A 23,286-nucleotide genomic window follows, 5' to 3' on the forward strand; every position below is an offset into this window, starting at 1 on the left:
CGTATGGGCAAGGGTGCAGCAGTCGCGGTTCAGGCGTCTGCCTTGACGCGCATATCCTCGGTCAGAAGTCTGCGGAACTCGGCTTCCGGCATGGGTTTGCCGAAATAATAACCCTGCGCTTCGGTGCAGCCTGCGGCGGTGATGGTTTCGAGTTGGGCGAGTGTTTCGACGCCTTCGGCCGTGGTGCGCATACGAAGATTGCGTCCGAGGGTCGCAATCGACTGAACGATCGAGAGGCTATCGGGGCGATTTTCGAGATCGCGCACGAAGCTCTGATCGATCTTGAGTTTGTCGAAGGGGAAGCGCTGCAGATAGCTCAGGGAGGAATAGCCAGTGCCGAAATCGTCGAGCGCAATGGTGAGGCCGAGGGCGCGAAGCTGGTGCAGCGCTTCAAGATTGACGGCATTGTTTTGGAGCAGGACGGATTCGGTGATTTCGAGTTCGAGGCGCCGCGCATCGAGCTCGCTGGTGGCAAGGACAGCTTTGACGATGTCGATGAGGCCAGGGCGCCGGAACTGGACCGGCGAGAGATTGACCGAAACGCGAACATGCTCAGGCCAGTTCAGCGCGTCCTGGCAGGCCTGATGGAGCGCCCATTCGCCAAGGACTTCGATGGCGCCGGTTTCCTCGGCGAGCGGGATGAACTGAGCGGGCGAGATCATGCCATGGTCGGGATGGCGCCAGCGCATTAGGGCTTCGCCGGCAACGATGCGGCCGGTGTCGAGCCTGATCAGCGGCTGATAATAGAGCTGGAACTGGCCAAGCTTGATACTGCGCCGCAGATCGGTTTCGAGCTGGCGCCGGTATTGCATGTCCTCATCCATCTTGGACGAGAAGAAGCGATAAGTGCTCTTGCCTTCGCTCTTGGCACTATAGAGCGCGAGATCGGCATTCTTCATCAAATGGTCGGTCTCGACACCGTCCTTGGGCGCTAACGCGATGCCGACGCTGGTGCTGATGATGATCTCATTCTGATCGACGTGATATGGCTGGCCGATGCTCGCAATGATCGCATGCGCCAGCGTTTCGGTGCTCTCAGTCGTGTTGTTCTCGCAATAGTGCAGCACGGCGAACTCGTCGCCGCCGAGCCGGGCGACGATGTCGCGCTCTGAGGCCGCGTGGCGCAGGCGTTCAGCCACCTGGCGCAGCAGGACGTCGCCGACCGGGTGACCCAGGGTATCGTTGACTTCCTTGAAGCGGTCGAGATCGAGATAAAGCACAGCGAAGTGCTTCTGGTTCTTGGAGAGGGCGTGCACCGCCTGGGTGATGTTCTCCCAGAACAGCAGGCGGTTTGGCATGCCCGTCAGATTGTCATGGTGCGCCATATGGAAGATGCGGTTTTGTGCGCGATGGCGCTCAGTGACATCCTCAAAGGTGCAGACCCAACCGCCTTCGGAGGTCGGCTCACGGGAGACCACCAGCACCGTGCCATTGGGCAGGTGGTGCGTGTGGTCGTTGAGAAGCGCAATGTCGCCGCGGGCAGCGGCGCCGGGCTCATGGACCGAGTCTGTCAGCAGATCGGAATCGATAAGGTTGCGGAGGGCCATTCCAGGCGCGGCTTCCGCCTCGGTCAGGCCGAATAGGCTGAGAAATTGCGGGTTGCAGACGATGACGCGCTCTTGCCCATCGATGAGGCAGAGGCCGAGGGACATGGCATCGAGCGCAGCGTCGAAGCGCGCGTTTTGTAGCGCCAGACTGCTCTCGCTTTGCTCAAGTACTTTCTGAGCGCGGCCCAACAAGCCATTGTGGACCAGCAAAAGCGCAATCAGAGCGCAACCGCAAACGAACATGCCCAGAGCAACGTATGCGAGAGCCTGCTGCAGGGTGAAAAGCTCAGCGCGTGCCGCCTCGATGCGATCGATGTTCCAGACGTTGGCGTCGGTCGATAGACGAACCAGCTTGGGATAAACCGGCTCTAGGATGGTGGAGATTTGCGCAGGCGCGTCCGGTGCCGAGATCGTCGTGATCAGCGGCCGCACCGTCTCGATGGCCGTGCTCAGATCGGCAAGGATTTTCGCGGCTCGATCGTCTGTGCGGATCAGTTCCTGAACGGCGACATCGCGCAAAGTCTTGATGCGGTTAACGACGATGTCGAAGCGGAGCTTCACCTCGGCTTCGGTGATTGCAGGGTCGCCCATGCCATAGGCGCTGACGCGTTGCTGGAGGCGAGCGAATTCGCTTGGCACCTGGGCAATGGTCCAGGTGACATTGTTCAGGCCAACGCTTTCGAGCGCAGCTTGCCGCTGGAAAAATAGCGCGGAAATGTAGATCGCCGAGGCCAGAAAGCCCAGGATCACAACGGTCAGCGCTATGCGAAGGAAGCGCATGGTGAGCGACTTTATCCCATGGTGTAATGTCGCGTCAGACGGCGTTCTGCCTATTCGACGTCGATCTCCTTAACCTGCCAAACCGCGCGCCCGTAATAGGGTTGTCCCTGCAATTTGGTATCCGAATCAAATGGATAGATGACGAAGAATGGGCCCTGATCGTCGACAGGCATATAGTCGCCATTGCGTTTAACAGCGAGAATCGTGCCGAAATCTGTGAAATCCGAGGTCGGGATATCAACGCTGTAGTCGTTGAGCGCAACGACCGTGGCGGTGGTGCCTTCGGCCTTGGCGGCTTCAAGGATTTTCGCGATCGGCACGCCTTCGAAATCGACCACGCCCTCATTCCAGGGGGTCTTTGTCTTGACGGAGACGAGGCCCATGGCCTCAAGCTCGTTGCGGTCGTAAGTGACTGTGCCTGCTGGGCCAACCACGGTCAGGGTGGGCAGATCCTGGGCCATGGAGGGCGTGGCTGCGGCCGCGAAAGCGGCAAGTCCGAATGCTGCAAGAAGACGAAATAGAGTCATGGAAGAGTTCCTCTGTCATCCCCAGATTGCAATGGGAGTTCTTAAGACCCGTTAAGGTCCACAACTTCATCACTACAGGCTTAACGGGCGGTGATCCGTGTCTATCGTATTTATGCGCAACTTCCACCAGGGAGCGGTCTAAAGACTTGCCTGGCGGCCGGCCGCCCTGAATTCCAGCGGTGCAAGACCGCGGCGGCGTCGCAGTACTTTAGCGAGATAATTGCCGTCCGAAAAGCCAGTTGCGCCAGCAATTTCGGCCACTGACATTTCGGTCGCGAGGAGGAGGCGCTCGACGCGTTCTAGGCGTTTTTCGAGGACGTAATCGGAGGGTGCGAGACCCATTTCGGCACTGAACATGCGGACGAAATGGGCGCGGCTGAGCTCGGCTATTGCCGCGAGGCGCTCGATGGGGAGAGGGGCCGCAATGTGGGTTTCGATGTGAGAGAGAACGCGCGAAACGCTTGAGGGAAAAGACTTTTCCGCCGGCGGCCTACTACCGAAAACGGTGTCGTGGAGACTGGTCATGGCGGCATAGGCGGCGTTTGACGCGAGGCCGGGTGACGGGTCGGTCATTTCGAGGACGTCGAGACAGGCGGCAGCTAGCCGGTCGACTTGCGCTGTGGCGGGTTCGAGGACTGGGCCGGCGGTTTCGATGATTTCGCGGGCAAGACGCAGGGCTTCGCGGCCATTGAGCAGCAGCCAGAAATATTCCCATTCACCACCGCGCTCCAGCCAATAGCGGTGCGCGTGGGGGATGGTGATTATCATGGTTTTTCCGGGAGTTAGCCGGTGCCGCGTGCCCGCATAATCAAGGCGGCCTTCGCCCAGGGTCGTGTGCTGAAGAACGAGGAAAGGGGCGGTGCCGCGCTTGGTGCCATCCCAGGAATAGACCTCGTTACGTCGCTGCTCGTAACCAGCGCTGACACTCATGCAATGCAGCGGCGCGGCACTGCGTGGCAGATTGAGCGAGCGAATATCGTGGCCGTGGTCGAGAAGCTGGGAGAGCACAAAATTACCCATGATGGCACAAGCTTTCTCTACACCAATGGGTGCGCAGCAGCTAGCTATTGGTAACATTACGTTACCGTTGAGCGGTGCACGGGAGGAAATATGTCATTCAAGGTTGCTGTGATCGGCGCTGGGTCGGTCGGCTTCACCAAAACGCTGATTTCGGACTTGCTGAAGGTGCCGGAATTTGTCGGTTGCGAATTTGCGCTGACCGACCTCAATCCGCACAACCTCGATATGGTCAAGCAGATCATCGAGACGATCGTGTCGGTGAACAATCTGCCGGCCAAGGTGACGGCGACCACCGATCGTCGCGAAGCGCTGACTGGCGCGCGCTACATCATGAGCTGCGTGCGCGTCGGCGGACTTGAGGCATTCGCGACCGACATTTCCATTCCGCTGAAATATGGCGTCGACCAGTGCGTGGGCGATACCATCTGTGCCGGCGGCATTTTGTATGGCCAGCGCAACATTCCGGTGATCCTCGACTTCTGCAAGGATATCCGCGAAGTCGCCGAGCCGGGCGCGCTGTTCCTCAACTATGCCAACCCGATGGCGATGAACACCTGGGCGGCCGATCTCTATGGCGGCGTAAATGTGGTGGGCCTCTGCCATGGCGTGCAGCATGGCGCACACCAGATTGCCGAGGTGCTGGGGGTGAGGGATGACGAGCTCGACTATGTCTGCTCCGGCATCAATCACCAGACCTGGTATATCGATATTCGCGCCAAGGGCCGGAAGATCGAGAAGGAAGAACTGATCGCGGGCTTTGAGAAGCACCCGATCTATTCCAAGACCGAAAAGGTGCGCATCGACGTGCTGAAGCGGTTTGGCGTCTATTCGACCGAGTCGAACGGGCACCTTTCCGAATACCTGCCCTGGTACCGGAAGCGTCCGGACGAGATCAATCGCTGGATCGACATGAGCGACTGGATTCATGGCGAGACGGGCGGTTATCTGCGCTATTCGACCGAGCGCCGGAACTGGTTCGAGACCGATTTTCCGATGTTCAAGGAGCAGGCGAACAAGCCGCTGTCCGAACACAAGCGGACCAGCGAACACGCAAGCTACATCATCGAAGCGCTGGAAACCGGGCGGCCCTATCGCGGGCATTTCAACCGCCGCAACAATGGCATCATCACCAACCTGCCCGATGATGCGATCATCGAAAGCCCGGGCTATGTCGACCGCTTCGGGATCAACATGATCGAGGGCATTACCCTGCCGACGGCTTGCGCCGCTACGTGCTCGGTTTCGGTTTCGGTGCAGCGTCTTTCGGTCGAGGCTGCGATGACGGGCAATCTCGATACGCTCAAGCTTGCCGTATTGCACGACCCACTGGTCGGGGCGATCTGCACCCCGGACGAAGTCTGGGCCATGGTCGACGAGATGGTGGTCGCTCAAGCCAAGTGGCTGCCGCAATATGCCGACGCCGTGCCGGCGGCCCAGGAGCGCGTGGCCAAGTCGACGGTCAAGACGCGCGACTGGGAAGGTGCTGCCCGCAAGAAGGTTCGCTCGGTGGAAGAACTCCGCGAAATGAGCGGCGCACACCACTAGCCTCCATCAAGTTTGACGCGACCTCCCAAGCGTCATTTTGGCCCCGGCGAAAGCTGGGGCCATTTTCGTTGAGGGTGTGTACGTATTTTTCAGCGTTTGCTGAAGGCCCTGACGGGTGTATGGTATCGAAAGGTACTACCGGAGGTCGCCATGGCGGTTTCAGTCAAACTTGATGATGAGATGCGGGAGCGCATCCAGTCGCTGGCAGACAGCAAGCAGCGCTCTGCGCACTGGGTCATGCGTGAGGCTATCCGCACCTATGTTGAGAAGGAAGAGGCGCGACTTGGCTTGGATGAAGCGACGCTGGCGTCTTGGAAAGATTATCAGGAGACTGGTCTGCATCTGACAGGCGAAGAGGTTTTTGCGTGGATGGAGACATGGGGTACCGATGAGGAAACGGACGCTCCGCCTTGCCACACCTGAGGCTCACCGACGCGGCCATCGCTGATCTTAGCCGCCTGAGGCGCTTCCTGATTGATAAAAATCCGCGTGCTGCCCAGCGGGCGGTGGCTGCCATTCGCGATCGGCTCATCGCGGTCACTGAGACACCCCAGGCCGGGCGTCCGGTGCCAAATCTGGATCCCTTTCGAGAAATTCTTATCCCGTTTGGCGATGGTGGCTATCTGGCGCGATATCGGTACGACCCTTCGACGGAAACGGTTTATGTCGTCGCAATACGACACCAGCGAGAGATCGGTTCTCCATAAGGCGCCGTGTCCGCTCATCACGGACTTTCTTCCTGCTTTCCAAGAAAACGCTTGGCGTTTTCTTTGTCCGACTTGCCCGCTTGCCTGTTGCCACATAGCCTCTCACTTGGGAGAACTAACACATGGCAAAGCCAGCGCATTTTGTGGTTGTGGGCGGGGGGACGGCCGGGTGGATCGCGGCGTTCATCATTCAGGATGAGGCGCGGCGGCGCGGGTTTGATTTCAGGATTTCGGTGGTTGAGAGCTCGAAGATTCCAACTGTTGGAGTCGGCGAAGCGACGACGGCGGCTTTTCGTGTTCTCCTCAAGCACTTTGGGATCGATGAGTTCGAATTCTTCCGCAAGACCGATGCCAGCTTCAAGCTCGGGATCAAGCATGAGGACTGGCGGCGGAAAGGCTACACCTATTATGGGCCGATCGATGATCCGCATCAGGTGATCCAGGCGCCGCCGGGGACGCCTTCGGATTATCTCAATGTCTATGCGGTGGCGGCCGGCAGGGGGGTGCAGGAAATGCATATGTTCCAGCCGCTGCTGGAGCAGAAGAAGGCGCCATATGCGCTGAAGGCCGATGGGTCGCTCATTCCGCTCGGGCCATTTCACCACGCCTATCATTTCGATCAGGCACTGGTGGGGAAGTTTTTTGCCAGCAAATCGAAAGGTGTCGAGAAGGTCGATGCGCTGGTGGCCGGGGTCGAGCGAGATGGCGAGAGCGGGGATATTTCCGCGCTGGTGCTGGACGACAATTCGCGGCTTGAGGGCGACTTCTTTATCGACGCGACGGGTTTCCGAAAGCAGATCATCGTCAAGGCGCTCGATGCCCCTTGGAAGAGCTATGCGCATGAACTGCCGGTCAATCGGGCGCTGCCGTTCTGGATCGATGTGAAGGAGGGGGAGGAGCTTCCCAATTACACGCGCGCCTGGGCACAGAGTTCGGGCTGGATGTGGCAGATCCCGACGCGTACACGCTTTGGCTGCGGCTATGTTTATTCCGATGAGTTTTCGACGCCGGAACAGGCCAAGGAAGAGGTCGAGCGGGTGCTGGGCCACGAGATCGAGGTGCGGAGCGATATTCGGTTCCAGATCGGGCGGCTGGAAAAGGCGTGGATCGGGAACTGTGTTGCGGTCGGGCTGAGTTCGAGTTTTTTGGAGCCGCTGGAATCGACGTCGATCCATGGGACCATCGTGCAGATGATGCTGTTTGCGCAGCGCTATATGGATCAGCCGAGCAAGATCAGCCAAAAGGCGCGGGACGATTATAACGCGCGGGTAGGGCGGCAGGTCGATGATTTCCGGACGTTCGTCAATACGCACTACATGACCGAGCGAGACGATACGCCGTTTTGGCGTGAGGTGCGGGCCAATCGCATCCACCTCGAGACTAAGGAGCGGCTGGCGCGCTGGCAAAAGCAGATGCCGCGGCATGGGGATTTTCCGAACTATCTTGGTGGCCTGCCGCATATCGAGACGCAGCTGCATTATCCGGTGCTGAATGGGCTGGGGCTCCTGGACCAGAACTTGGCGCGCAGGGAGATGGCGGCTGATCCAAAGCTCAGGCGCTTTGCGCAGCAGACATTTGATGGCCTTGTGAGGGAATATCGGGCGGCCGCGAACCAGGCGCTGGGACATCGGGAATTTTTGGATATCGTGCAGGGCATGGCGTGAGCGATTGGACGGGGTTTGTCCTGGCCGTGCTGGGATTGCTGGCCGTGCCGGGGCCGACAAATACGCTGATGGCGGCAAGCGGGGCGCAACGAGGCGTGCGGCAATCGCTGCATTTGCTGGTTGGGGAGCTCGGGGGTTACGCGATTGCGATCACGGTTTGGATCGAGGTTGTGGGAGCGGTGGCGGCGCGAGAGCCGATGGTGGCAGTCGCCGCAAAGCTGATTGCCGTGGCGTTTTTGCTGTGGTCGGCCTGGAAGCTTTGGCGGAATGCGGGGCGGGCGGATTTGGGCGCGCGGGGAATTACGCTCTCGCGGGTGTTCGCGACGACGCTGATTAATCCCAAGGCGCTGGTGTTTGCTTTTGCGATTTTTCCGGGCGTGGGGTTTGTCGAGCGATTGCCCTATGACGCCGTGTTCGCGGCGCTCGTCATTGGGACGGCGATTGGGTGGATGTCGCTGGGGGCGCTGGCGCAACGCGGGGCGGCGGGGTGGCTGAACTCGGCGCGGGTGGAGCAGATTACTGCGGTTGCGCTGGCGGTGTTCGGGACGGTGTTGGCGGTGCAGACGCTTCAGTTTTTGGGCTGAGCAGAGAAGGTAGGTATCGCGCCAGCCACTAGCATCCCCCTCATCCGGCCCTTTGGGCCACCTTCTCCCCGAGGGGGAGAAGAATGGATCGGTGCTTGCGTAGGCAGGGTGCCCCTTATTCCTCGCCCCATCGGGGAGAGGGTGGATCGCCCGCAGAGCGAGACGGGTGAGGGGGACTCTCGGGCGTCGTGCCTTTCGAGCGTAGTTCTCATGGCCTTCTCGCCTTAAAGCGCTCCACCGGGGCGCTTTACCCTGTGGGGCACCTCGAAGCATTGACATCCACCTCAAACCGACCCAATTGAAACCCAACAATTTCCCGGAGTTTCCCATGGGCTTTAAGATGGGCATCGTCGGCCTGCCGAATGTCGGCAAGTCGACGCTATTCAATGCGCTGACCCGCACCGCTGCGGCGGCTGCTGCCAATTTCCCGTTCTGCACCATCGAGCCCAATGTGGGCGATGTGCCGGTGCCTGATGCGCGGCTGCAGAAGCTGGCGACGATCGGCAAATCGGCGACGATCCTGCCGGCGCGCATGAGCTTTGTGGATATTGCGGGCCTCGTGAAGGGCGCGTCTAAGGGTGAAGGGCTGGGCAACCAGTTCCTTGCCAATATCCGCGAATGCGACGCCATCGCCTATGTGCTTCGCTGCTTTGAAGACGGCAATATCATCCACGTTGCCAACAAGGTCGACCCGCTGGCGGACGCGGAAGTCGTCGAGACCGAGCTGATGCTGGCCGATCTCGAAAGCCTCGAGAAGCGCCGCAATGGCGTGGAAAAGAAGGCCAAGGGCAATGACAAGGACGCCAAGGTCACGCTCGACCTGATCGATCGGTCGCTCGTGCTGCTGCGCGATGGTAAGTCGGCGCGCTTTGTCGAGCGGTCCGCCGAGGAAGAGAAGGCGTTTCAGGAGCTGCAGTTGCTGACGTCGAAGCCGGTGCTTTACGTTTGCAATGTCGACGAAGGGTCGGCTGAAAACGGCAATGCGATGAGCAAGCTGGTTGAGGCTTATGCCAAGGCGAATGATGCTGGTGTCGTGATCATTTCGGCCGAGATTGAATCGCAGCTGGCGCAGTTGCCGGATGCCGAGCAGGCCGAATATCTGGAATCGCTGGGGCTGCATGAGCCGGGCCTCAACCGCATGATCCGCGAGGCCTATGACCTCCTGGGGCTGCAGACCTATTTTACGGTTGGGCCGAAGGAAACGCGCGCGTGGACCATCCACAAGGGCGACAAGGCGCCGGCGGCGGCAGGCGTCATCCATACGGATTTCGAGCGCGGCTTTATTCGAGCGCAGACGATTGGCTTTGATGACTTTGTCACCCTCGGCGGCGAAGTTCCGGCGAAGGAAGCGGGCAAGGCGCGCGATGAAGGCAAGGAATATGTCGTCAAGGATGGCGACGTGATGCTGTTCAAGTTTAATACCTGATGATCAGGCTGGCCGCATTCGATCCGGGTGCGGCCGGCTTTTCCGCTCTGCTGGCCGAGAGCCAGGGCGAAGGGCATCGCATGCTTTTGCGACTTGCCGAAAATTGGGCCAATGGGTCCAATCGTTTTGCGTTTCCCGGTGAAATCATGCTCGGCGCCTGGTCAGGCGATAGGCTTGTTGGCGTCTGCGGGCGGAATGTTGATCCCTATGACGATGACGAGCGAGCGGGGCGGGTGCGTCATCTCTATGTGGCCCAGAGGGCCCGGCGGGATGGTGTTGGACGGGCGCTGATTTCGGCGATCCGGGACGGCGCCGCCGAGCATTTTGACTATCTCAATACCAATGCGCCCGAGACGGCTTTTGCCTTCTACGAGCGCATGGGGTTTGTGCCACTTGAGTGCGGTGGGCACGCGACCCACCGGCTCGCGCTGGTTTAGTGCGGGCCCATTGCCGGCTGGTTGGTGCCGCAGGGGCCGCCGTCCATGTTGATGGCGATGTCTTGTTTGTCGCCGGCAAAGCTGAGGGCTTCGTACCAGTGGCTGATCTCTTTGGTGCTGGCTGGGATGTAGTGGAAAATCAGCGAGCGGCGGAAGCGGTCGGGGCTGGTGTTGGGCGTCGAGCCGTGGATGACGCTGCCGTTGAAGAAGAGCACGTCTCCGGCTTTGAGCTGCATCATTTGCGGTTCGAGGCCCGGTGGGGGCTCGACGTGTTCGGTGGTGAAGAACCGGGTGGGGTCTGACGGTTCGGGGCAGGCGATGTCGAGCATGGACGTTTGGGGTACGCACATCATGCCGCCATTGTCGGCATCGGCGTCGTCGACGGCGATCCAAGCGGCCATGCAGGTGCCGGGTTTTACGCGCAGGTAGAAATTGTCCTGGTGTAGATCCTGGCCGCGGGCGCCGGGGGGCTTGAAGTAGAACATGGACTGGCAGGCAAAAGGTTCTTCGCCGAAGAGATCGGTAAGGACTGGCTGCAAACGCGGATCGAGCATGTAGCGCATGGCAAGCTGGCCGACCTCTTTGTCGGGGTGCTTGTGCGGATGCATCATGCGGGGATAGCGGCTGAGCGGGTCGTTGGGCGTGTTGCCGCGCGGCGTGTCGGATAGGCCAGGGACGGGGCCATCGGCTGCGGCGTCCATGAAGGCCTCACGGATTTCGGCGATTTCCTCGGGGGTGATCAGGCCGCGGACGGCGAGGAAGCCGTCGCGTTCGAACTGCGCTGCCTGCGTGTCATTGAGAAAAGCATGTGTCATTCCGACCTCCCTTTTTGAGGAAGATTAGGCCGAGAGCAGGCTGCTGGCCATGGAACATGCTGCCGATGATATGTAATATCCTGCTATGAGCGAAATGGCAGAAAGCCCGTATCAGTCGGCGCGGCGGCTTCTTACGGGGCATTTTGATGAGACATCGGGCTATCGCGCCGTTCGGCGGCGCGGTGTGAGCGATTGGCTGCTGGTGCAGACGACGGGTGGGCGTGGGCGGTTTGGGTATGCCGGTGGTGAATTGATCGCCGAGGCGGGAGACTGGGTGCTTTTGCGACCGGGAACGCCGCATGACTATGGGGTCGAGGCGACGCTCGAACGATGGGAGTTAGTCTGGGCGCATTTTCAACCGCGGACGGAATGGCTGGACTGGCTCGTTTGGCCGGTCGTGTCGGGTGGGCTGATGCATTTACGGATCGAGGACGCCGGTTTGGCGGCACAGTTTGCGGCAGTGCATGCGATGCTCAGTGGTTCACAGCGGCGGCGGGAGGCGCTCGCGTTCAATGCGCTGGAGGCGGTGTTGCTCGGGTGTGACGCCTATAATGGGCGGAAGGATCAGGCGGGCGATGGGCGCGTGCGCAAGGCACTGGATTTCATCCAAGATCGGCTGACTGAGAAGCTGCTTATCGATGATGTGGCTGAGGCGGTGGGCTTGTCGGCGTCGCGATTGGCGCATCTGTTTCGGGAGGAAACAGGGGAGACGGTGCAGGGACATATCGAGGCCCGGCGGATGCAGCTGGCGGCGGATTTGCTGCGGCGGACGAGTTTTCCGATCAAGCAGGTGGCGGCGAGTGCCGGGTTTGAGAGCCAGTTCTACTTTTCGCAACGGTTCAAGCGTCGGATGGGGGTCTCGCCGCTGCGGTTTCGGCAGCAGACGCCGGAGAGTTGATTGCTAAGCGGATGTCATCCCGGCGTTGAGCCGGGATCCATTTTGAGATCTCAGGATGGGCCCCGGCTCAAGGCCGGGGTGACAATCGAGTGTGAGACTGGCGCAGCGCGAGAGCTGCCCGCCCTGCGGGACGGGCCCTAGCCCTCGATAGTGTCTTTCCGCATCTGGCTCGGGGTCATCCCATACGCTTTGCGAAAATGTTCGTAGAACTGGGTCTGGCTGACGAAGCCGGACTGGAAGGCGACGTTGGCGATGGAGAGGCTGCCGTCGAAGAGGAGGGAGCGGGCGCGGATGAGGCGCATGCGGGTGACGAATTTCTGGACCGAGATGTGCATCACCTTGGTGAATAAGTTGGTCGCGTAATTGGGGTGGAGCCCGACAACCTTGGCGATGTCCTCGGCGGAGAGGGGATCGGTAATGTTTTCAACTATATGGCGGACCATGCGGACGACGTAGCGCACTGGCGTCGTGGTGCGCGTGCGGATGCCGGATTTTTCGAGCCAGGCGGGGAGGAGAGTATCCCAGCCGGTGATGGCGGCGCGGCGGAACATGGTGCCGATTTCGGTGCGGACGAGGTCGGCGCGGAGCGAATTGCCGCTGCGATAATCGGCATGCCAGCGTTCGAGCGTGTCGAGACCGATGCATTCGGGCGTGAGCTGGATGACGCCGCCGCCCATCAGGGTTTCGGTGAGGCGGCCGAGATGGGGCATTTCGAGGAAGGCGTCCATCGGCAGATAGATATTGAGCTGACGCGCATCGGCGACGTCGTGAAGGGCTACGGTCTGGTGGGGAATGCCAGCCCAGAAGGCGACGAGGCGGTTGGCACCAACGGTGATGGGGCCGCCGTCGAAGGAATAGTCCATCTGGCCCGAGGTCAGCCAATTGAACTCGATATGCCCATGACTATGGGGCGCGGACATAATCTGGGGCGGAAAGGCGCGGATGCCGAAGCGGCCAAAAGCCTTGCCCGAAGCATAAAAGCTGCGGTCCGGACGCGGGGTCGGGCGGGGCGCCTTCTCGCGGGGGCGCATTTGGGACAAAACAACTGTCATACTAATCAGCGGGCTTCTTAGAAAACCGGAATAAGTCTCTATCATTCCGGATTGCATCATCGCTGGCAAGTCGTAGGTTGAGATCGTGCACGGGACCAGAGTCAGCGAGGAGAAACTGACTCGACGCATCACGCGCTAGCCCGTTGCGAAGGGAGGTTCTATTGAGAAAGCCTATCTATGCCCTTGGCGGGGCAGGACTCTTGCTGTCCGTTTCCATGTCCGCCGTTTTCGCTCAGACCGAGTGGACCACGCCACCAGATCCGCCGGAATTCGCCGCACAGAGCGAACCGGTATTCGTGAGCGGTTCTGATATCCAGGAATACAAGGCGCTGCCGGAATATCATGAGCCGGACTTCGTCAAGGCATTCGTCGATGCCGGCAAGCTGCCGCCGGTCGCCGAGCGCCTGCCCAAGGAACCACTGGTTTTCAAGACTCCCAACATGCCAGACGGCATGGGCGTTTATGGCGACACGATGCGCCACGTCATTGGCGGCCGTCCTGACGGCTGGAACTATATCGGTGGCGCGACCCAGGGTTGGGGCGGCATCGACATCGGCATGTACGAATGTCTGACGCGTACCGGTCCGCTGTTCCAGGTGAAGGCCGACGAACTTGAGCCGTTGCCAAACCTGGCCAAGAGCTGGGAATGGTCCGAAGATGGCCACGAACTGACCATGCACCTGATCGAGGGTGCGAAGTGGTCTGACGGCGAGCCCTTCGGCGCCGACGACGTCATGTTCTATTGGGAAGACAACGTTCTCGACACCAATGTCGCCCCGACAGGTGGCGCGACCCCGGAAAGCTTTGGCGAAGGCACGACGCTCGAAAAGATCGACGATGCGACCGTCAAATGGACCTTCAAGCAGGCCAAGCCCACGCAGTTCCTCTATGCCATGGCCTATGGCACGTTCTGCCCAGGGCCGGCGCATATCCTCAAGCCGCAGCATCCGAAATATTCGGAAAACAACTACGACCAATACAAGAACGCCTTCCCGCCTGAATTCCTGAACTTCCCGGTTATGGGTGCTTGGGTACCGGTTGAATACCGTCCGGACGACGTGATCGTGCTGCGCCGCAATCCCTATTACTGGAAGGTCGACGAGAACGGCAATCAGCTGCCCTATCTCAACGAAGTCAGCTATCGCCTCTCGACCTGGGCAGATCGCGACGTGCAGACCATTGCCGGCACGGCCGACTTCTCGAACCTCGAACAGCCGGAAAACTTCGTGGAATCGCTCCGCCGTGCGGCGGAAGAAACCGCTCCGGCCCGCCTGCAGTTCGGCGCCCGCACCATCGGCTACACCCTCTATCCGAACCTTTCGGGCAATGGTTGGGGTGAACCGAACGAACTGAGCCAGGCTGTGCGCGAGCTCAATCGGAACATCGATTTCCGCAAGGCGATCACCTATGCGATCGACCGCAAGAGCCTCGGTGAATCCCTCGTCAAGGGGCCGTTCACGACGCCATATCCGGGCGGCCTTTATGCCGGCACGAGCTTTTACGACAAGGACTCGACCGCCTTCTTCGGCTACGACATGGACAAGGCCAAGGAATACCTGGCCAAGGCCGGCCTCGAAGACACCGATGGCAATGGCGTCGTCAACTTCCCATCGGGCACGGCGGGTGGTCAGGACGTCCAGATCACCATGCTGGTCAATGCCGACTACACCACCGACAAGAGCCTTGCCGAAGGTGTGCTCGCACAGATGGAAGCCCTTGGGATCCGCGTCATCCTCGACACTGTGAGCGGCAACTCGCTGGCCGAATACCAGCAGGGCGGCAAGTATGACTGGGCGATCCTCCGCAATGGTTCGGATCTCGTCTCGGTGGTTCAGGGTACGGCTGGGCTTGCCCCGGTTGGTCCGCGTACGGCCTTCTCGCACCGCGCCGGCACTGACGGCACGCTCGACCTGATGCCGTTCGAGCAAGAGATGGTGGATACGGTCAACAAGTTCATCGCCAGCGCCGACAATGCGGAACGCGCTGACCTGATGAAGACCTACCAGCAGATCTACACGCAGAACCTCTATGCCATCGGCCTGACCCAGTATCCGGGTGCTCTCTTGATCAACAAGCGCTTCGCCAATATCCCGGCCGGCGCCCCGATCTTCCAGTTCAACTGGGCCGAAGACAACGTGATCCGCGAACGCCTCTATGTACCGGCGGACAAGCAGACCACGAACGAACTGCATCCGAACACCCTGCCCAATACGCCGGGTGTGGGTAACGGACCGATTTCCAACTGATCCCTCTCCAATGACAGGTTCGGCGGCGGCACGCTGCCGCCGGACTTCGACCCAAAAAGTTTCTGCCAGAAGAGAGTGTGATGCTGCGCTTCCTCGTATTCCGGATTCTGGGGGCCATCCCCATCCTCATTCTGCTGAGCATCGTCACCTTCCTGATCATTCAGGCGCCTCCGGGCGACTATGGCGACTATATCCGCACCATGGCGATCAACCGCACCGGTGCCACCGCCGAGCAGGCCCAGGCCATGGCCGAAGCCTATCGCGCTGCCAATGGGCTCAACGATCCGCTGATCGTGCAATATTTCCGCTGGATCACCGGCGTCGTGACCCGCTTCGATTTCGGGCAATCGCTCTACTACAACAAACCCGTGGGTGATGTGGTAGCCGAACGCCTGCCGCGCACCATCCTACTCGCGCTGACCTGCCATATCCTCGCTTCGGTGATCGGCATCAGCCTCGGCATTCTCGCGGCGACCCGTCAATATTCCTGGGTCGATACGGTGCTGGGCTTCATTTCCTTCATGGGCATGACGATCCCGCGCTTTCTTCTCGCGATCATTATTCTCTATGTTCTCGTCTTCCGGCTCGGGGTGAACGAGATCGGCAGTTTCAACTCGGCCTATTGGGGCGGCCAGCCCTGGGGCTGGGGACGGTTCGTCGACCTCGTCGCGCATGTGTGGCCGGTCGTGCTTGTCGCGACGATCGGTGGGCTCGCCTATAATATGCGCGTGATGCGCGCCAATCTGCTCGACGTGCTCAACAGCCAATATGTCGAGACGGCGCGCGCCAAGGGTCTGCCGGAAAGCGCCGTGATCATGCGCCATGCCGTGCCCAATGCGCTCCATCCCCTGGTCGCCTATCAGGGCGTCGTACTGCCCTACATGCTAACGGGTGAAATCGAGGTTGCGATCGTCTTTGGCCTCGCCACCGTTGGCCCCGCAATCGTGGGCTCGATGGGTGTGGGTGACGTCTGGGTGACCGCGACGTTCGTCATGGTGCTCGCCGTCACGCTCATCATCGGCAATATCATTTCCGACGTGTTGCTTGCGCTGCTCGACCCGCGCATTCGCCTGGGCGGGGAGAAGTCCAATTGACTAGGTATCACGATCCAAATCCCGGCTCCTCCATTCCGCTACCGCCCGATGCCGCCGGCCCCATGCCGACGCCCGCGGAGGAAGCGGATACGCCTGAGGTCAATTCGCGATGGAGCAGCACCAGCGACGAGGGCTATCTGGCGCTCGTCTGGCGGCGGTTCCGGCGCTCGACGATCGGCATGATCGGCCTTGTGCTGGTTGTGCTCCTGATCGTCGTCACGATCTTTGCCGATTTCTTCGCGCCGCAGGACCCGAAAGCTGCCGATATCGGCTTTGCGCCGCCCGATCACGTGAGCTTTTTCAAGGGCGATGGCAGCTTTACGCTCATTCCGGTGGTGTTTCCGATTGCTGAAGGGGATGAGCTTGATCCCATTACCTTCCAGCCGCTGGTTGGGCCGGACTATGACAACCCGACCGAGCTTGGCTTCTTTGTGCGGGGTTATGAATATCGGCTGCTGTGGGTGATCCCGGCCAATATCCATTTCTTCGGGCCGGTCGATCCTGAAAAGACGGTGCATTTCCTCGGCACCGATAAGTTTGGGCGCGATATTCTGGCGCGTGGCTTTGTCGGGGCACGGATCACGCTGACTATTGCGCTGGTGGTGGTCACGCTGACGACGATCGTTGGGACGCTGGTGGGGATTACGTCGGGCTATATTGGTGGGCGGTTCGATTCCTGGGTGCAGCGGGTAGTTGAGTTCATCTTGATGTTCCCCCAGTTGCCGCTCTATCTGGCGCTGACGACGCTTATTCCGGCAACGGCGCCATCCAATGTGTTCATTGCCTTCGTCATCGGCGTGATCGCGGCCTTGGGGTGGGCGCAGCTCAGTCGCGAGGTGCGGTCAAAGACTTTGTCGCTCGCGCGGATCGAATATGTGCGTGCAGCGATTGCGGTGGGTGCCTCGGATCGACGGATCGTCGTGCGTCACATTCTCCCCAATGTGCTGAGCCACATCATCGTGGCGGTGACGCTGGCCATTCCAAGCGTCGTGCTGCTCGAGAGCTTCCTTGGTTTCCTCGGCTTTGCCGTGAAGCCGCCGCTGATCTCCTGGGGGCTGATGCTGCAAGATACGTCGTCCTATTCGGTCATCGGTTCCTATCCGTGGATCCTCTCGCCCGTCATCTTCGTGCTGATCACCGTCTTTGCGTTCAACGCGCTCGGCGATGGCCTGCGCGACGCCGTCGACCCCTATTGAGGCCAGTGTCATGACCCCCAGCAATCCAGTTTCGAGCGAGCGGCATGACCTTGGTACCCACGGGCGCGAGTTGATCCTCGACGCGCGCAATGTGGGTGTCGATTTCAAGGTGGAAGGCGGCACGGTACATGCAGTGCGCGATGTGTCGTTCCAGCTTCACAAGGGCGAGACTATCGCCCTTGTGGGGGAATCTGGGTCCGGCAAGTCGGTGACGGCGCGGACGCTGATGAAGCTTCTGACCAAGCGGGCCACTATCCTCCCCAATACGCGCATCACGCTTTCGGGCAAGGACGTCGTCAAGATGGGCGACAAGGAGATGCGCAAGCTCCGTGGCAATGACATTGCCATGATCTTTCAGGAGCCGATGAGTTCGCTTAATCCGGTTTATACGATCGGGCAGCAGCTTTGTGAGGTTATTCACCTGCACAATAAGGTTTCGCGCGACGAGGCGATGAAGCGGGCCGAGGCGCTCCTGACCGAGGTGCAGATTCCGGAGCCGCGGGCGCGGCTGAACAACTTTCCGCACCAGCTGTCTGGCGGACAGCGGCAGCGCGTGATGATCGCCATGGCGCTCGCGAACCGGCCCGATGTGCTGATTGCGGACGAGCCGACGACCGCGCTCGACGTGACCGTGCAGGCGCAGATCCTCAATCTTATCAAGGACCTGAAAGACAAGTATGGCATGGCGGTGATCCTGATTACCCATGACCTGACGATTGTCCGGCAGTTTTCAGAATATGTCTATGTGATGCAGAACGGTCGCGTGCAGGAGCACAATGCGACCGAGGCGCTGTTTGCCAATCCGCAGCACGCCTATACCAAGCATCTGTTGGCCTCCGAACCCAAGGGCACGGCGCTGCCACTCGAAGAGGGGGCGCATGACACCGTGCTTGAGGGCAAGCAGGTGAAGGTAGCCTTTACCCTTAAGCGCGGTGGGTTCTTCAAACCCGACTTCTTTGAGCTCAAGGCGGTCGACAATCTCGACATCAAGTTGATGCGGCATGAGACGCTCGGGATCGTGGGCGAGAGCGGCTCGGGCAAGACGACGTTTGGGCAGGCGCTGGTGCGGTTGATCGGCAATCAGGGCGGGCAGATCTGGTTCGATGGCGAACGGATCGATGGCAAGGACCGCCAGGCCATGCGGCCGCTGCGGAGCCGGATGCAGATCGTGTTCCAGGATCCGTTTGCTTCGCTCAACCCGCGCATGTCGATCCGCCAGATCATCGAGGAAGGGCTCGTGGTCAACGGCATCGGCGCTAATAGTCGCGAGCGCGTCGACCGCGTGCGGCAGGCGCTGCGCGATGCCGGTATGCCGGACAATATCCTCTCGCGTTTTCCGCATGAATTTTCGGGCGGGCAGCGCCAGCGTATCGCGATTGCACGTGCAATCGCGCTCGAACCCGAGTTCATTCTCCTCGACGAGCCGACATCGGCTCTCGATCTTTCGGTTCAGGCCCAGATCATCGACCTGCTACGCAAATTGCAGGACGAGAAAGGCCTCTCCTATCTCTTCATTTCGCATGACCTCAAGGTCGTGCGGGCCCTATGCCATCGGGTGATGGTGATGCAGCACGGCAAGATCGTGGAGCAGGGGCCGGTCAATGAAGTGCTCATCAACCCCAAAACCGAATATACGGCGCGTCTCGTGCGGGCCGCATTCGAAATAGCTGCCTGACGACTGGAGTTTATAATGGCAAATCCGAAAATCACCTTCATCGGTGCCGGCTCATCGGTGTTCATGAAGAACATCGTGGGCGATATTTTGCAGCGTCCAGCGCTGGCCGGCGCGCAGATCCGTCTGATGGATATCAATCCGACGCGGCTTGAAGAGAGCGAGATCATTGCGCAGAAGCTGATCAACACGCTTGGTGTTTCTGCGACGGTCGAGACCTTCTCGGACCAGCGCAAGGCGCTCGACGGCACCAATTTCGTCGTCGTCTGCTTCCAGATCGGTGGCTATGAGCCTTCCACCGTCGTCGATTTCGAAGTGCCCAAGAAGTACAACTTGCGTCAGACCATTGCCGATACGCTCGGCGTCGGCGGCATCATGCGTGGCCTCCGCACCGTGCCGCATCTGTGGAGCATTTGCGAAGACATGCTGCAGGTCGCTCCGGACGCGATCATGCTGCAATATGTGAACCCGATGGCGATCAACACCTGGGCGATCTCGGAAAAATATCCGACGATCAAGCAGGTCGGGCTCTGCCACTCGGTGCAGGGCACGGCGGCTGAACTGGCTCATGATCTCGGCATTCCTTATGAGGAAATCCGATATCGTTCGGCCGGCATCAACCACATGGCCTTCTACCTCAAGTTCGAGCATCGCCAGGCCGATGGCTCGTATAAGGATCTCTATCCAGAGCTCTTCAAGGCCTATCGTGAAGGCCGCGCGCCCAAGCCGACCTGGAACCCGCGCTGCCCGAACAAGGTGCGCTACGAGATGATGACGCGGCTCGGTTATTTCGTGACCGAAAGCTCCGAGCACTTTGCGGAATATACGCCCTACTTCATCAAGGAAGGCCGCGAAGACATCATCGAAAAATTCGGCATTCCGCTCGATGAATATCCCAAGCGCTGCGTCGAGCAGATCGCGAACTGGAAGAAGACTTCGGAAGACTACAAGAAGGCTGACCGGATCGAGGTCAAGCAGTCCAAGGAATACGCTTCGTCCATCGTCAACTCGGTCTGGACCGGCGAGCCTTCGGTGATCTACGGCAATCTGCGCAACAACGGCGTCATTACCTCGCTGCCGCACAATGCGGCGGTGGAAGTGCCATGCCTCGTCGACGACAATGGGCTGCAGCCGACCTATATCGGCGAATTGCCCCCGCAGCTGACGGCGCTGATCCGCACCAATATCAATGTGCAGGAGCTGACGGTTCGTGCGCTGATCGAGGAAAACCGCGAGCACATCTATCATGCCGCGATGATGGATCCGCATACGGCGGCGGAACTGGATCTCGAGCAGATCTGGAACGTGGTCGATGATCTGCTAGAAGCCCATGGCACGTGGATCCCGGAATGGGCACGCGGGCCGCGCAAGCAGCGCGTGGCTTAGGTCGCGCGATCAGTTGGCCATAGCGGCCTGCAAATGGCGGTCTTCTCCGCTTCCGGTGCTCACGTACGAACGTACGCTGCGCTCCGGTTCTCGAAGACCACCATTTTCGACGCGCTCTGACTCAACTGCTCACGCAACCTAGTTGCCAAGTGATGAGATGGTGGGCCTCGGTGGAAACGCCGGGGCTTTTTTTGGGGGGCAGAGTAGGCGAGCCACGATCCTACCTTCTCCCAATGAGGGAGAAGGTGGCGCAGCGACGGATGAGAGGTATTTTTGCTGCGTGTGTCACTCGCTCCTCTGCGGAGGAGGGATACCCCTCACCCTGACTTTTCGCTGGATGCGAAAAGTCGGTCCCTCTCCCACAAGGGGCGAGGGGAGGGGCGGTGGGTGGGCGAGGCAGGGTAGCCACTACTCCCCCTTGCCAAACAGTTTGTTGAGCATATCCGCCATGGGGCCGGATTTGGGGACTTCGGCTTGGGGCTTGCTGGTGCGGGCCTGGCGGATGTGGCTTTGGGCTTTGGGAGCAGGCTTTGGCTCTTCGCTGCCCTTGGTTGCCAGCGCCAGCTTGTTCATGAAGCCGGCGTCATCTCCGGCGAGGAGCATTCCCGCGTGGCGGGCGATGTCGTCGAGGAGGGGATCGAGCCAGGCTTTGTCGGCCTTGGCGAAATCGCCCAGGACGTGGGGGGTGACGAATTCCTTGCCGGGGTGGCCGATGCCGAGGCGGACGCGCTTGTAATCGAGGCCGATCTGGGGATCGATCGAGCGCAGGCCATTGTGGCCGCCATTGCCGCCGCCGATCTTGACGCGGACTTTCCCGGGCGCGAGGTCGAGTTCGTCATAAAAGACGACGATGTCGGCGGGCGGGATTTTGTAAAAGCTCGCGACCTTTTGCACGCTGTCGCCGGACTTGTTCATAAAAGTCTGGGGCTTGAGCAGGAGCACGCGTTCGGAGCCGATCGTGCCTTCGGCGAGGAGGCCGGAATTCTGCGATTTCCAGCCGGAAATGCCATTGGCGCGGGCGATGGCGTCGATGGCCATGAAGCCGATATTGTGGCGATTGCCTTCATATTGGCTGCCTGGATTGCCCAGGCCGACGAGGAGTTTCATGGCGCGCTCGTTCTTGGTCCAAGTCTTTGGTGGTCGCGTTTCCGAACGGCAAAACCGTTGCCACTTTTGCCGAAAATGTTCGAAGAGGGCATAACGCATCAAAGGGGCAAATGAAAAGGGCGACCCGAAGGCCGCCCTCAATGCTCTGGAAAAGCTCTAGCCGATTACTCGGCCGATGCTTCGCCTTCTTCGGTGGTTTCTTCGTCATCAAGGCTGCCGCTGGCCTTGAGAGCGGACGGCGCAACGACGGTTGCGATGGTCACGTCTTCTTCGTGGCTGTGGTCGGCAGTGCCCTTGGGCAGCTTGATGTTGGAGATGTGGACGGTATCGCCGATTTCGAGGCCGGTGAGATCAACGGTCACGAATTCCGGGATGTTGTCGGACGGCACGGTCAGATCGAGCGTGTGGTGCAGAATGTTGAGCGTACCACCGCGCTTGAGGCCCGGGCTCGCATCTTCGTTTTCGAAGTGCACGGGGACCTGAACGTTGATCTTCGAGCCCTTGGCCACGCGCAGGAAGTCGATGTGGATCGGCTGATCCATGACGACGTCGAGCTGGTAGTCACGCGGGATAACCTGGTGGATCGTGCCATCGACGTCGAGGTCGAGGATGTGCGACTTGAAGCCACCGGCATAGATGAACTTCAGCGCGTCCTTATAGGCCACGGAAACGGCGACGGGGGGCTTCTTGTCACCATAGATAACTGCAGGAACGAGTCCCTGACGACGAGCTTCGCGAGCGGCCCCCTTGCCCACTCCGTTGCGCGCATGTGCCTTGAGCACTTTATTCTGAGCCATGGAAAGCATCCATTGGGTTGGTGTATGGCGTCTTCGCGACGGCATACGCACCCGTCCTCCAGGGGTGACGGGCACTTCATGGGGTGCGCTATAGCTTAAGCGGGGGACGGCGGCAAGGAAGCAGACGGGAATTCCGGAGGCTTTCGGCGGGGGCGAGAACAAGAAAGTGCGTGGTCACACTTTCGTCATAGCGCCAAGTGTTGATAGTGCTCGTTTTTTCGTCATCAGCATTCCGGATTCGATCATGAAACCTGCCGTCGTCCTTGCTCTTGCCTCGCTCGTGGTTTTTGCCGTTCCGGCCTATGCGGCGCCGAAGTTTTCGTTCGGGACCGACGGCGGCGAATATACCAATGACGGCGAGTGCGACGATCCGCGCTTTGAGGGCAAGGGCATGACGACGACGCCTCTGCTGAGCGACGACATTCTGAACGATGCGACCGACTGCGGCGAGGCCTATGCCTCGGGCACGATTTCGCTGCGCGGCGTGTCGGAAGATGGTGTCCCGGAATTTGGCGATAACAAGGGCGAATATGCCAAGGACGGCGAATGCGACGACATGCGGTTCAAAGGCGCCGGCATGACGTCAACGCCGCTGATCGAGGACGATATCATGCACGACGCCAGCGACTGCAAGGCGGCGTTCGAGGCGGGGACGATTCAGTTGGTTTTGAAGTAGAGCGCTAGGCCCACTGGGGGGCATCCCCGCGCAGGCGGGGATCCATCTTGAGATCTCGGGATGGGCCCCGGCTTTCGCCGGGGTGACATTCGGTGTGTGGGAACGCGCCT

The 23,286-nt window shown here is 60.1% G+C and carries 21 protein-coding genes; 14 read left to right on the forward strand and 7 right to left on the reverse strand.

Annotation, left to right across the window (positions count from 1 at the left end; genetic code table 11):
* Positions 1-29: 29 nt before the first annotated feature.
* From ASE94_RS18810 to ASE94_RS18820, 3 genes are all read right to left on the reverse strand, one after another.
* Entirely contained in the window at positions 30-2,327 is a 2,298-nt protein-coding gene (locus tag ASE94_RS18810) for an EAL domain-containing protein (RefSeq protein ID WP_062631609.1), read from the reverse strand.
* A 50-nt stretch (positions 2,328-2,377) separates the two neighbouring features.
* Positions 2,378-2,854, reverse strand: a complete 477-nt coding sequence (locus ASE94_RS18815; RefSeq protein ID WP_062631610.1) for a molybdopterin-dependent oxidoreductase — start codon at positions 2,852-2,854, stop codon at positions 2,378-2,380.
* Positions 2,855-2,992: 138 nt separating this feature from the next.
* Entirely contained in the window at positions 2,993-3,874 is an 882-nt protein-coding gene (locus ASE94_RS18820; protein ID WP_062631611.1) for a helix-turn-helix domain-containing protein, read from the reverse strand.
* Between the two features lie 90 nt (positions 3,875-3,964).
* Between ASE94_RS18820 and ASE94_RS18825 the strand changes: the two genes are divergently transcribed.
* The 7 genes from ASE94_RS18825 to ASE94_RS18850 all read left to right on the forward strand — a co-directional run bounded on the left by ASE94_RS18825 (position 3,965) and on the right by ASE94_RS18850 (position 10,237).
* Positions 3,965-5,419, forward strand: a complete 1,455-nt coding sequence (locus ASE94_RS18825) for an alpha-glucosidase/alpha-galactosidase (protein WP_062631612.1) — start codon at positions 3,965-3,967, stop codon at positions 5,417-5,419.
* Between the two features lie 150 nt (positions 5,420-5,569).
* Positions 5,570-5,842 carry a CopG family ribbon-helix-helix protein gene (locus tag ASE94_RS18830; RefSeq protein ID WP_062631827.1) on the forward strand — a complete coding sequence of 91 codons (273 nt, stop codon included), beginning with the start codon at positions 5,570-5,572 and terminating at the stop codon, positions 5,840-5,842.
* The gene (locus ASE94_RS20760) at positions 5,830-6,126 is read left to right on the forward strand and encodes a type II toxin-antitoxin system RelE/ParE family toxin (protein ID WP_082461320.1); all 297 of its coding nucleotides are present in this window, start codon (positions 5,830-5,832) and stop codon (positions 6,124-6,126) included. Before ASE94_RS18830 ends, ASE94_RS20760 begins: the two co-directional genes overlap by 13 nt.
* Positions 6,127-6,248: 122 nt before the next feature.
* On the forward strand, positions 6,249-7,790 hold the full coding sequence (locus ASE94_RS18835) for a tryptophan halogenase family protein (RefSeq protein WP_062631613.1): 1,542 nt from the start codon (positions 6,249-6,251) through the stop codon (positions 7,788-7,790).
* Positions 7,787-8,374 (forward strand): LysE family transporter, encoded by a 588-nt coding sequence (locus ASE94_RS18840; RefSeq protein ID WP_062631614.1) that lies wholly within the window; start codon positions 7,787-7,789, stop codon positions 8,372-8,374. The genes ASE94_RS18835 and ASE94_RS18840 overlap by 4 nt, the downstream gene beginning before the upstream one ends.
* 328 nt (positions 8,375-8,702) lie before the next feature.
* A complete protein-coding gene (ychF, locus tag ASE94_RS18845) occupies positions 8,703-9,800 on the forward strand; it encodes a redox-regulated ATPase YchF (protein WP_062631615.1) in 1,098 nt (365 codons plus the stop codon).
* Entirely contained in the window at positions 9,800-10,237 is a 438-nt protein-coding gene (locus ASE94_RS18850) for a GNAT family N-acetyltransferase (protein WP_062631616.1), read from the forward strand. The genes ychF and ASE94_RS18850 overlap by 1 nt, the downstream gene beginning before the upstream one ends.
* Here the strand turns inward: ASE94_RS18850 and ASE94_RS18855 are convergent.
* Positions 10,234-11,052: a phytanoyl-CoA dioxygenase family protein gene (locus ASE94_RS18855; protein WP_062631617.1), complete on the reverse strand. Its 819-nt coding sequence runs from the start codon at positions 11,050-11,052 to the stop codon at positions 10,234-10,236. The genes ASE94_RS18850 and ASE94_RS18855 overlap by 4 nt on opposite strands.
* Positions 11,053-11,137: 85 nt before the next feature.
* On the opposite strand from ASE94_RS18855, the gene ASE94_RS18860 reads away from it, so the two are divergent.
* Positions 11,138-11,950: a helix-turn-helix domain-containing protein gene (locus ASE94_RS18860; RefSeq protein ID WP_062631618.1), complete on the forward strand. Its 813-nt coding sequence runs from the start codon at positions 11,138-11,140 to the stop codon at positions 11,948-11,950.
* Positions 11,951-12,087: 137 nt separating this feature from the next.
* Here ASE94_RS18860 and ASE94_RS18865 read toward each other — a convergent pair whose 3' ends face one another.
* Positions 12,088-13,002, reverse strand: coding sequence for a helix-turn-helix domain-containing protein (locus ASE94_RS18865; protein WP_162236121.1), 915 nt, complete (start codon positions 13,000-13,002; stop codon positions 12,088-12,090).
* A gap of 215 nt (positions 13,003-13,217) precedes the next feature.
* Here ASE94_RS18865 and ASE94_RS18870 point away from each other — a divergent pair, with 215 nt between their 5' ends.
* From ASE94_RS18870 to ASE94_RS18890, 5 genes are all read left to right on the forward strand, one after another.
* Complete coding sequence (locus ASE94_RS18870; protein ID WP_062631620.1) at positions 13,218-15,248, forward strand: ABC transporter substrate-binding protein; 2,031 nt, start codon at positions 13,218-13,220, stop codon at positions 15,246-15,248.
* A gap of 80 nt (positions 15,249-15,328) precedes the next feature.
* Positions 15,329-16,342 carry an ABC transporter permease gene (locus ASE94_RS18875; RefSeq protein WP_062631621.1) on the forward strand — a complete coding sequence of 338 codons (1,014 nt, stop codon included), beginning with the start codon at positions 15,329-15,331 and terminating at the stop codon, positions 16,340-16,342.
* 62 nt (positions 16,343-16,404) lie between these two features.
* Positions 16,405-17,538 carry an ABC transporter permease gene (locus ASE94_RS18880; protein ID WP_062631622.1) on the forward strand — a complete coding sequence of 378 codons (1,134 nt, stop codon included), beginning with the start codon at positions 16,405-16,407 and terminating at the stop codon, positions 17,536-17,538.
* 10 nt (positions 17,539-17,548) lie between these two features.
* Positions 17,549-19,213, forward strand: a complete 1,665-nt coding sequence (locus tag ASE94_RS18885; protein WP_061910525.1) for an ABC transporter ATP-binding protein — start codon at positions 17,549-17,551, stop codon at positions 19,211-19,213.
* Positions 19,214-19,225: 12 nt separating this feature from the next.
* The gene (locus ASE94_RS18890; protein WP_156352224.1) at positions 19,226-20,596 is read left to right on the forward strand and encodes an alpha-glucosidase/alpha-galactosidase; all 1,371 of its coding nucleotides are present in this window, start codon (positions 19,226-19,228) and stop codon (positions 20,594-20,596) included.
* A 408-nt stretch (positions 20,597-21,004) separates the two neighbouring features.
* Here the strand turns inward: ASE94_RS18890 and pth are convergent, their stop codons facing one another.
* Entirely contained in the window at positions 21,005-21,703 is a 699-nt protein-coding gene (gene pth, locus ASE94_RS18895; RefSeq protein ID WP_062631828.1) for an aminoacyl-tRNA hydrolase, read from the reverse strand.
* Positions 21,704-21,867: 164 nt separating this feature from the next.
* Positions 21,868-22,500, reverse strand: a complete 633-nt coding sequence (locus ASE94_RS18900; protein WP_062631624.1) for a 50S ribosomal protein L25/general stress protein Ctc — start codon at positions 22,498-22,500, stop codon at positions 21,868-21,870.
* A 244-nt stretch (positions 22,501-22,744) separates the two neighbouring features.
* Here ASE94_RS18900 and ASE94_RS18905 point away from each other — a divergent pair, with 244 nt between their 5' ends.
* Positions 22,745-23,176, forward strand: coding sequence for a hypothetical protein (locus ASE94_RS18905; protein WP_062631625.1), 432 nt, complete (start codon positions 22,745-22,747; stop codon positions 23,174-23,176).
* Positions 23,177-23,286 lie beyond the last annotated feature (110 nt).

This window comes from Devosia sp. Leaf64 (assembly GCF_001421945.1).
Lineage (GTDB): Bacteria > Pseudomonadota > Alphaproteobacteria > Rhizobiales > Devosiaceae > Devosia.